The organism is Bacteroidota bacterium (genome assembly GCA_030017895.1).
GTDB lineage: Bacteria > Bacteroidota > Ignavibacteria > UBA10030 > BY39 > JASEGV01.
This window is the reverse complement of the sequence record JASEGV010000037.1, coordinates 20,786-31,417: the sequence shown is the minus strand read 5'-3', so window position 1 is coordinate 31,417 and position 10,632 is coordinate 20,786. Positions and strand designations below refer to the sequence as shown.

Genomic DNA, 10,632 nt, shown 5'->3' with positions numbered 1-10,632 from the left:
CCAAGACCTTGTGAATTTTATAAAGCGGGTGAAGGTGAGTTAGAAAATAGTTATAATAACATTCCGGCGGAATATGTATTAGAACAAAACCATCCTAATCCATTCAACCCAACAACACAAATAGGCTACGCACTGCCAGAAGCTAGTTATGTAACTTTAAAGGTTTATGATGTATTAGGCAGGGAAGTCGAACAACTAGTTGATGGATATAAAGAAACGGGTTATTATGAAGTTGAGTGGGATGCCTCTCAATTTTCAAGCGGTTTATATTTTTATAAGCTTGTGGTGAGTTCAGTCGAACCATTACAAGTAGGTAATTATTTTTCTGTTAAGAAAATGCTCTTAGCAAAGTAAAAAGAAGAAAACAAATGAAACTAAAAGAATTAACTAAAAAATTAAGCCTAATAATCCGATGCGGCGAAAATACATTGGATACTGAAATCACCGGCGGTTACGTAAGCGACTTGCTGAGCGATGTAATCAATAATGCCCAAAAGGGTGATGTGTGGGTTACTATGCAAGTTCACGTAAATATTGTTGCGGTTGCGGTTTTGAAAGAAGTAGCTGCCATCATCATAGTGCAAGGCAGAGAGCCGAATGAAGATACACTTAAGAAAGCCAAGGAAGAAAATATACCGATATTGGTGAGCAAACTCCCGGCTTTTCAACTGGTGGGCAAGTTATACGAGTCTGGAATTGGTAAGACTTAGAAATGTTAAAAACATTTAAGGCAGATTTGCACATTCACACGTGCTTATCGCCTTGCGGCGATTTAAAGATGACACCGCAAAAAATCATAAATCAAGTTCTTACAAATAATATAGATATAATCGCAATCTGCGACCATAATTCAGCGGAAAATGTTCCTGCTTTGGTTAAAGCTGCAAAAGGTAAAGAAGTGGTAGTGTTGCCCGGAATGGAAATATGTAGCCGGGAAGAAATTCACATTTTGGCGCTCTTTGAAAATCTCGAAACTGTGTTTGAGATGCAGGCAAAAGTTTATGAAAAACTTCACGGCAAAAATAACCCGGATGTTTTCGGTTTGCAGGTTGTTGGAAATGAGTTCGATGAAGTGCTCGGTTTCAACGATAAACTGCTCATCGGTGCAGTCGACTTAGCCATCGAAGAAATTGTGAACAGAGTGCACAAACTCGGCGGTTTAGCAATTGCATCGCACATCGATAGAGAAAGTTACAGCGTCATAGGTCAGTTAGGTTTTATACCAATCTCGTTGGAATTCGATGCGCTGGAAATATCGACCAGACTCAGTTATGCAGAAGCAAGAAAAAAGTTTCCCGAATATCAAAATTACACGTTCATTCAAAATTCAGATGCACATATGCTAGACGATATTGGAAAATGTACGACAGAGTTTTGGATAGAAAATCCGACATTCGAAGAAATAAGAAAGGCACTAAAGAATGAAGATGACCGAAGAATTAATGCATAAGCACAAACCATGTATGTCAAAATCTGAAATCTGAAATCTGAAATCTAACTTGGAAGATTTATCACTACATATACTCGATATAGCTGAAAACTCGATTGCCGCAGGTGCTAAAAATATTGAAATTAAAATTTTAGAAGACACAAGGAAAGATATACTGAGAATTGAAATTATAGACGATGGAAAAGGAATGACGCCGGAAGAAGTAAAAAAAGTAACAGACCCATTTTTTACAAGTAGAACCACAAGACGAGTTGGTTTAGGTTTACCGTTTTTTAACCAGGCAGCAAAAATGGCAAATGGTTCTATGACAATTGATTCAGTGCCCGGAAAAGGAACATATGTGAGTACAATATTTCAATCAAGTCATATCGACCGACAGCCGCTCGGAAGTATGGCAGAAACAATTGTTGCTCTTATTGCAGGTAATCCTGAGATAGAAATCAAGTATATACATGAGCGAAACGGAAATAAGTTTAACTTTGAAACAAAAGAAATCAAACAACATTTAAAAGATATTAACATAAACTCAACGGACGTATTAATATTCATAAAAAATTATATTAATGAGAACATGAAAAATTTTCCAACACAAATAAGTAAATAAAGGAAGAAAAACTATGACTGAACAACAAACAGTTGATGTTTCGAAGGTTGGTGGTATTGTCGACAAATGGAAACGCAACCCACATTTCTTAATCGAAATACTCCAAGACACCCAGGAAGAGTACCATTATCTTCCCAAAGAAGTATTGAAAGAATTATCGAATCAAATACAAACACCAATAACACAAATTTTTCACATTGCCACCTTCTTTAAGGGATTATCGCTTGTACCGCGCGGCAAACATTTGATTCAGGTTTGCATGGGAACAGCATGCCATGTCGAAGGTGCACCGAAAATTATTGACCAGTTCCAAAGAGAATTGAATGTGAAAGTGGGCAATACAACGAAAGATTATAAGTATTCACTTGAAGCTGTTCGATGTTTGGGCTGTTGTGGACTTGCAGCAGTTGTTACTGTTGGTAGTGATTTGCACGGACAAGTAACAGCAGGTAAAGTAACAAAAATTCTTAAAAAGTACGGATGAGGAGAATTGAAAATGCCAAAATTAACAATTGAAGAACTCGACAAATTAAGAGAAAAAGCAGTCGCCAAATTGCGTTTGCGTGAAAGTGGCGAAAATCGAGGTAAGGTTACCATTCATCTGGGAACTTGCGGAATTGCTGCCGGTGGACGCCAAGTACTCACAGCATTACTTGTTGAAGTTGAGAAACTAGGTATCAAAGATATAACTGTTACAACTGCTGGCTGTGCAGGACTTTGCAGTCGTGAGCCAATGGCAACAGTCGAACTCTTCGGTCAAGCACCTGTAAAATATGTTGACCTGACCGCAGACAAGATTAAAAAAATCCTTGCTGAGCATGTTGTCAATGGCAAAACAGTAAAAGATTATGCACTGGCAATTGGTAGTGAACGAGTTGGATAATTAAATATTTTAAACAATAGTTAAAAGGAATAAGAAATGCCATACAGATTAAATGTTATGCTGTGTACAGGAACAGGATGCGTTTCTAACGGAGCTTTTAATTTATTAGAAGCTTTTAAAACGGAAATCAGAAAACACGAACTCCATGAAGAGGTTGCTGTGATTCCTACCGGCTGCAATGGTTTCTGCGCTGTAGGTCCATTGGTAGTGGTTCAACCGGATGAAATATTTTATCAGAAACTGCGTGTCGAAGACGTTCCTTTTTTAGTTCAGGAGCATTTCCTTAAAGGCAGGCCGGTTAAAAAATTCATGTACACTCCACCGGAAACAAAAGAACCGATACCTATAATGTCCAATATACCATTTTTCGGAAAACAGATGTTGATCGCACTTCGTAATCGAGGTTTAATCGACCCGGAAAATATTGATGAATATATCGCCCGGGATGGTTACAAAGGATTCACAAAAGCCATAACAATGATGACTCCAAAACAGGTCATTGATGAAGTTAAAGCATCCGGTCTTCGCGGTAGAGGTGGTGGTGGCTTTCCTACAGGATTAAAGTGGGAAGTTGCTTTCAATACACAAAGTGATGAGAAATTTATTATCATCAACTGCGATGAGGGTGACCCAGGCGCATTCATGGATAGGAGTATTGTTGAAAGCGACCCGCATTCAGTCATCGAAGGTGTACTCATCGGTGCTTATGCTTTGGGTGTAAAGCAAACTTACATTTACGTCAGAATGGAATACCCCTTAGCGTTGAAACGATTCTACATAGCAATTGAACAAGCGAAAGAATATGGTTTACTAGGCCAAAACATTCTGGGAAAAGGAATGGACCTTGAAATTGAAGTTCACCGTGGAGCAGGTGCTTTCATTTGTGGTGAAGAAACCGCTTTGATTCGTTCTATCCAGGGATTTGCTGGCGAAGCCCAAGCAAAATATATCTATCCCGCCCAGAAAGGACTTAATGGCAAACCAACTATCATCAATAATGTTGAGACGTGGGCAAACATCCCACAGATAATTTTACGTGGTTCAAACTGGTTTGCATCTATTGGAACGCGAGGCAAGAATGGTGACGGGGGAAGTACTGGTACAAAAGTCTTCTCACTCGTCGGGAAAGTTAATAATACCGGACTTGTAGAAGTTCCGATGGGAATCACACTGAGAGAAATTATTTATGATATTGGCGGAGGGATAAAGAATAATAAGAAGTTCAAATCAGTGCAAACTGGCGGTCCTTCGGGTGGATTTTTACCGGAAAGCCTTCTCGATCTGCCTGTCGATTTTGATGAGCTGTTGAAGGCGGGTGCAATGATGGGATCAGGTGGTATGGTCGTAGTTGATGAAGATAATTGTATGGTGGATATGGCGCGGTACTTCCTTGATTTCGTTCAGTCAGAAAGCTGTGGTAAGTGTATCCCCTGTCGTGAAGGTACAAAACGGATGCTTGATATTCTTGAAAGAATAACATATGGTCAAGGGACCGAAGACGACCTGTTAAAATTGGAAGAGCTTTCGAGATTGATTGTTGAATCGTCGTTGTGTGCGCTTGGTGGTACGGCACCAAATCCTGTTTTAACAACAATAAAATATTTTCGCGAAGAATATGAAGCCCACGTCAAAAATAAAAAATGTCCAGCGCATACATGCAAATCGTTGATTACTTATACAATTGACAGCAAGATATGTATTGAAAAAGGTCATGGATGCGGTGTTTGTAGAAAAAATTGTCCACAAACTGCAATTACTGGAGAGATAAAGAAAGAGCACAGAATTGATCCAACCAAGTGCGATAAATGCGGGATCTGTTTTGATGTTTGTAAATTCGATGCAATTTATGTCGACTAAAAATCAGGAGAAAATATGATTACATTAAAAATAGACGGAATAGAAATTCAAGTCCAAGAAGAGACCACAATATTGAAAGCCGCAGAAAAAGCAGGTGTATGGATTCCTACAATGTGCTATAACGACTTGATAGAACCTTATGCAGTTTGTCGTATATGTAGCGTTGAAGTAATTCGTGGAAAACGCAGCCGCATCGTAACAGCGTGTAATTATCCCGTTACAGATGGAATTGAAGTTCTAACAGACTCTGAAAATATCCGGTGGATTAGAAAATTTTTAATGGAATTAATGCTTTCCCGTTGGCCCAATGTAAAAGTGGTCAAAGAAATGGCTGAGCGAATAGGGGTTAAAGAAATCCGTTTCGATAGTCTCGAGCGTGACGAGGCAAGTGATGCCTGTATTTTATGTGGTTTGTGCGTAAATGTATGCAAAGATTTAGTAAAAGCAGAAGTTCTCGGCTTTGCAAATCGTGGTATTGCCCGTGAAGTTGTTTTACCATTCGATCAAAAATCCGAACAGTGTATCGTCTGTGGTGCTTGTGCCCACGTTTGTCCGACTGGACATATCAAAATGATAATCGAAGAATATAAAGGTAAAATACCTGAATTTATTCTCGGACCTAAAACTTCTATCTATGTTCCTACATTGCAAGCAGTTCCGCGCGTCCCGGTTATAGATAAAGAGTCGTGTATACATTTTAAAACCGATGGCTGCGAAACATGCGCAAAAGTTTGTGAGCCACAAGCTATCAATTACAAAATGGAAGATGAGATTGTTGAAATAGATGTCGGTCAGATTTTGGTGGCAACGGGCTTTAATATTTTTGATGCAACAAAAATGGCACAATACGGCTATGGCACGCTCGACAATGTCTATTCATCTCTTGAGTTCGAGCACATGCTAAATTCAACTGGACCTACAGGTGGCAAAGTTATTTTGAAGAATGGAGAAGAACCAAAAGCTGTCGGAATTATTCATTGCATTGGTTCTCGAGATACAAATCATCATGCTTATTGCTCGCGAGTGTGCTGTATGTACGCATTAAAATTTGCACATCTTGTTCACGATAGAACAGATTCCGCCATCTACCAATTCTATATTGATATGCGCGCGTTTGGAAAAGGATATGAAGAATTTTATACACGTCTTCTCGATGAAGGTATAACAATGATTCGTGGAAAAGCCGCAGAAGTTGTAGAATCAAAATGGCAAGGCAATGGGCAAGGTAATCTGTTGATAAGATGTGAGGATACACTTATCGGAAAATTCCGCGAAATACCCGTGGATATGGTGGTACTCTGTAATGCTATCGAACCACAAAAGGATGTAGATTCAATTAGAAGACTCTTCTCGATCAGCAAAAGCCCCGATGGATTTTTCCTTGAGCGGCATCCCAAACTTGACCCTACAGCAACCACCACTGAAGGTGTATTTATAGCTGGTTGTGCTCAAGGTCCCAAAGATATACCTGATACAGTCGCACAAGCAAGCGCTGCTTCTGCCCGTATTCTTTCGCTTATTTGTAAAGGTGAAGTTGAAATTGATCCCGTACGAGCAATGGTGCAGGACGACTACTGCAGTGGTTGCAGAATTTGTAACAACTTATGTCCTTATGGAGCCATAGATTTTATAGTTGATAAAAAACTATCGCACGTCAACGAAGCTCTTTGTAAAGGATGCGGAACTTGCGTTGCAGCATGCCCGTCGTCTGCAATGACAGGTCACGGATTTACAGATGCTCAGATACTTGCTGAATTAGAAGGACTAATCTCATAAAACAAAAGTAACTACTCAGCAGGTTTAATTTTTTATCACAAAAAAAATAAAAAACATATAACAAGAAATGAATAACGAAATTGATATCGATCTTTGTGAAAAGTAACAAACAAATAAGATTTAAAAATTAGTTGATGATTCACCCATCATACATAAAACTACACAGTTCGGGTGAATTAAGCGAACGCATTCGGCAATTGTATAGTTTAACGAAGGAATGTAAGCTCTGTCCCCGCGAATGTTTAGCAAAACGTTTTGAAGGTAATTACGGTGTGTGTCGCTCTACAAACCAACTTTTAGTTTCAAGTCTGTCGGCACACTACGGTGAAGAATCGCCTTTGGTTGGTTGGAATGGATCAGGAACAATTTTCTTCACAAATTGTAACTTATGGTGCTTGTATTGTCAAAACTACGACATTAGCCACCTGCGACACGGCGAAGTAATTACAGTAAACCAATTGTCAGAGGCAATGCTTTCGCTGCAGCAGCTGGGGTGTCATAACATCAATTTTGTAACACCTACCCATTTTGTTCCCCAAATAATTGATGCGGTCGGTATTGCAGTCGAAAAAGGTTTGAACATTCCACTCGTTTACAACAGCGGCGGATACGAATCAGTTGAAACTCTGAAGCTTTTAGATGGGATAATCGACATCTATATGCCTGATATTAAATATTCGATCAACCAAAACTCTTATAAATATTCCGGTGTTAAAGATTATTGGGATGTTGTTCAACCGGCAATCATCGAAATGCACAGGCAAATTGGCGACCTAAAGATGAACCCTTTCGGTATTGCTGAAAGAGGTTTGTTAATAAGGCATCTCATCCTTCCTAATGACATCGCTGGTTCCAAAAATGTTTTAGATTTTATTGTTAATAAAGTTTGCGTTGATAGTTATGTGAATATTATGGATCAATATCGTCCGGCATTCAAAGCATACCGGTATCCTGAATTAAGCAGGCATATTACTACTGATGAGTATTACGAAGTTATCAATTATGCTGACTCAATCGGCTTGCACCGCGGGTTTGGCAAATATGAAAAATTGTTAGAAGTTCATTAAAGAAATATAAATTTGAAAGGTAAAACGTTATGGCATTTGAACCTAAAATTGTTGGTTTCCTTTGCAACTGGTGCTCTTATTCGGGAGCTGATTTAGCCGGAGTTTCGCGCATCAAATCGGCACCCAACGTCCGTATTATTCGCACAATGTGCAGCGGTAGAGTTGACCCGGCTTTTATTTTGAAATCGTTCCAGCTCGGAGCAGATGGGGTGGTGGTAATGGGATGCCACCTCGGCGATTGCCACTATCAGGAAGGTAACTATAAAACTTTAAGGCGAATTCCATTCCTAAAAAGACTCATTCGCGAATTTGGGATCGACCCGCGCCGTCTCCGCCTCGAATGGGTTTCAGCTTCCGAGGGGGATAGATTCGCTGAAGTCGTTAATAAGATGACAGAAGAAATTAGGAAAATAGGTCCGTTTCAGCATTCTGCGACTAAAATCAAAAAGTAAATTATTTAATTAAGGAGATAAATATGGCAAAGCCAAAATTAGCATTATACTGGGCAGCAAGCTGCGGCGGCTGCGAAATAGCTGTTTTAGACCTTCACGAAAAAATATTAGACGTAGCAAATGCCTTTGATATCGTTTTTTGGCCCGTAGCACTTGATTTCAAGTATCACGACGTTCGGGCAATGGAAGATAAAAGCATTGATATTTGTTTGTTTAATGGTGCTATTGTGAATTCCGAAAATGAAGAGATGGCTCACTTGATGAGAAATAAATCAAAATTAGTTGTAGCTTTCGGTGCTTGTGCCCACGAAGGTGGAATACCCGGTTTGGCAAACCTCACAACTAAGGATGCAATACTAAAATGGGTTTTTAAAGATTCGCCCTCAACAGTAAATAATAATGGTACTTATCCACAAACACATACCAAAATGCCTGAAGGTGAAATTGAAATTCCTGAGATGTGGGAAACAGTCAAGTCCTTGAATCAGGTTATTGATGTTGATTATTACATACCCGGTTGTCCGCCTCAACCTGATCAAATTTGGGGAGTCATCGAATATATTTTGAGTGGTCAGCCGCTGCCTGCAAAGGGTGCAACGCTTGGGGCAGGCGACAAAACCTGCTGCGAAGAATGTCCACGTGAGCGAAAAGAGAAGAAGCTAAAGCAATTCTTCCGCCCGTATGAAATATTTTCAGATCCGAACGAGTGCCTGTTGGATCAAGGAATAATTTGTTTAGGTCCAGCTTCCCGTAGCGGCTGTGGAGCATTATGCCCAAAAGCAAACATCCCATGTCGAGGCTGTTATGGTGCTCCTCCAAATTGTCCCGATCAAGGTGCTAAAATGGTGAGTGCTATAAGCTCAGTGATAGATGCCCACGAACCTGAAGAGATAGAAAAAATATTAGATCAAATTGTTGACCCGCTTGGGACATTTTACAGATTCTCGGTACCGCAATCAATTTTAAGAAGGGTAGAAAAAATATGAAACAGATTAAAATAGATCCGATAACACGACTCGAAGGTCATGGTAAAATAGATATTTTTCTGAACGACGATGGTGAAGTAGCAAATACGTATTTTCAGATTCCCGAACTTCGCGGGTTTGAACAGTTTTGTGTTGGCAGACCTGTCGAAGAGATGCCTCGCATAACGACTCGAATTTGCGGTGTGTGTCCTGAAGCTCACCACATGGCAGCAGCCAAAGCTTGCGATGCCGTGTTCCACGTCGAAATTCCATCAGCAGCTAAAAAACTTCGCTCATTGTTGTACAATGTTTTCTTTGCAGGCGATCATACTACTCATTTTTATGCACTCGGCGGTCCCGACTTCATAGTCGGTCCAGATGCACCTGCTGCAGAACGGAATATTTTAGGTGTTGTTAAAAAAGTCGGTTTAGAAGTCGGCGGCAAAGTTATCGAAATGCGCAAACGAACTCAACAAGTCATTAAAACTTTGGGAGGTAAACAAACTCACCAAATAACTTCAATGCCCGGTGGAGTAAGCAAGGGCATTTCGATAGAAGAAGCTAAAGAAATTGAGAAACATTGCGAGTGGTTCGTTGAGTTCGGGAAATTTACTATTCAAGCTTTCAACGATATTGTTCTGAAGAATCAAGCTTATGTCGATCTTATATTGTCAGATACTTTCTCTCATAAAACTTATTACATGGGTTTGGTCGATGAAAATAACAAGGTGAATTTTTACGATGGACAGGTAAGGGTAGTCGATCCTGATGGAAAGGAATTTGTAAAATACTCACCTAACGAATATTTAGAAAATGTTGCTGAGCATGTTGAGCCCTGGACTTACCTGAAGTTTCCATTTTTGAAAAAAGTTGGATGGAAAGGATTCGTTGATGGCAAAGATAGCGGAGTTTATCGGGCTACACCGTTATCACGTTTAAACGCTGCCGACGGAATGCCTACTCCGTTGGCGCAAGCTGAATACGAAAAAATGTATTCAACACTCGGAGGTAAACCGGTTCATGCAACATTAGCAACTCACTGGGCAAGAATCATCGAGCTGTTAAGCGCCGCTGAGATGGCTTTGGATTTAATTCGCGATCCTGAAATTACAAGCACGCACATCCGCAATATTCCGACAGAAACTCCGACTGAAGGTGTTGGAATTGTTGAGGCACCACGCGGCACTCTTACACATCATTACACAACCGACGGACGAGGCATATTAACGAAAGTAAATCTGATAGTAGGAACAACTAACAATTATGCACCAATCTCGATGTCGATTAATAAAGCTGCCCGTGGATTAATCAAAAAAGGTGTTGAAGTAACTGAAGGGACACTTAACAAGATCGAAATGGCTTTCCGTGCTTACGACCCGTGTTTCGGATGTGCAACTCACTACATGCCCGGTAAGATGCCAATGGAACTAAGAATATATGATTCCTCAAACAATCTGATTGATTTAATCAATAGAAATACATAATAATTCCTTTAAGACTAGCCTTTTTAAACGGTTACAGCAATTATACTGTAACCGTTTTTTTTATAATCTGAATCACATAAAATCAACATCTTAC

The 10,632-nt window shown here is 39.8% G+C and carries 12 protein-coding genes; all 12 read left to right on the top strand.

Annotation, left to right across the window (positions count from 1 at the left end; translation table 11 throughout):
- Positions 1-354 (top strand): T9SS type A sorting domain-containing protein (locus tag QME58_08595; GenBank protein MDI6803891.1); only part of this gene is annotated, 354 nt, incomplete at its 5' end.
- A 14-nt stretch (positions 355-368) separates the two neighbouring features.
- Entirely contained in the window at positions 369-710 is a 342-nt protein-coding gene (locus QME58_08590; GenBank protein MDI6803890.1) for a DRTGG domain-containing protein, read from the top strand.
- A 2-nt stretch (positions 711-712) separates the two neighbouring features.
- Positions 713-1,450, top strand: a complete 738-nt coding sequence (locus QME58_08585) for a PHP domain-containing protein (protein MDI6803889.1) — start codon at positions 713-715, stop codon at positions 1,448-1,450.
- A 49-nt stretch (positions 1,451-1,499) separates the two neighbouring features.
- Complete coding sequence (locus QME58_08580) at positions 1,500-2,054, top strand: ATP-binding protein (protein ID MDI6803888.1); 555 nt, start codon at positions 1,500-1,502, stop codon at positions 2,052-2,054.
- Between the two features lie 13 nt (positions 2,055-2,067).
- Positions 2,068-2,538 carry an NAD(P)H-dependent oxidoreductase subunit E gene (locus tag QME58_08575; GenBank protein ID MDI6803887.1) on the top strand — a complete coding sequence of 157 codons (471 nt, stop codon included), beginning with the start codon at positions 2,068-2,070 and terminating at the stop codon, positions 2,536-2,538.
- A gap of 12 nt (positions 2,539-2,550) precedes the next feature.
- Positions 2,551-2,937: a (2Fe-2S) ferredoxin domain-containing protein gene (locus QME58_08570; GenBank protein ID MDI6803886.1), complete on the top strand. Its 387-nt coding sequence runs from the start codon at positions 2,551-2,553 to the stop codon at positions 2,935-2,937.
- A gap of 36 nt (positions 2,938-2,973) precedes the next feature.
- Positions 2,974-4,794: an NADH-quinone oxidoreductase subunit NuoF gene (locus QME58_08565; GenBank protein ID MDI6803885.1), complete on the top strand. Its 1,821-nt coding sequence runs from the start codon at positions 2,974-2,976 to the stop codon at positions 4,792-4,794.
- A 15-nt stretch (positions 4,795-4,809) separates the two neighbouring features.
- Entirely contained in the window at positions 4,810-6,570 is a 1,761-nt protein-coding gene (locus tag QME58_08560) for a 4Fe-4S binding protein (protein ID MDI6803884.1), read from the top strand.
- 134 nt (positions 6,571-6,704) lie between these two features.
- A complete protein-coding gene (locus tag QME58_08555; GenBank protein ID MDI6803883.1) occupies positions 6,705-7,637 on the top strand; it encodes a radical SAM protein in 933 nt (310 codons plus the stop codon).
- Positions 7,638-7,666: 29 nt separating this feature from the next.
- A complete protein-coding gene (locus tag QME58_08550) occupies positions 7,667-8,089 on the top strand; it encodes a hydrogenase iron-sulfur subunit (GenBank protein MDI6803882.1) in 423 nt (140 codons plus the stop codon).
- Between the two features lie 23 nt (positions 8,090-8,112).
- The gene (locus QME58_08545) at positions 8,113-9,075 is read left to right on the top strand and encodes an oxidoreductase (protein ID MDI6803881.1); all 963 of its coding nucleotides are present in this window, start codon (positions 8,113-8,115) and stop codon (positions 9,073-9,075) included.
- On the top strand, positions 9,072-10,538 hold the full coding sequence (locus QME58_08540; GenBank protein MDI6803880.1) for a Ni/Fe hydrogenase subunit alpha: 1,467 nt from the start codon (positions 9,072-9,074) through the stop codon (positions 10,536-10,538). The genes QME58_08545 and QME58_08540 overlap by 4 nt, the downstream gene beginning before the upstream one ends.
- Positions 10,539-10,632: the final 94 nt, after the last annotated feature.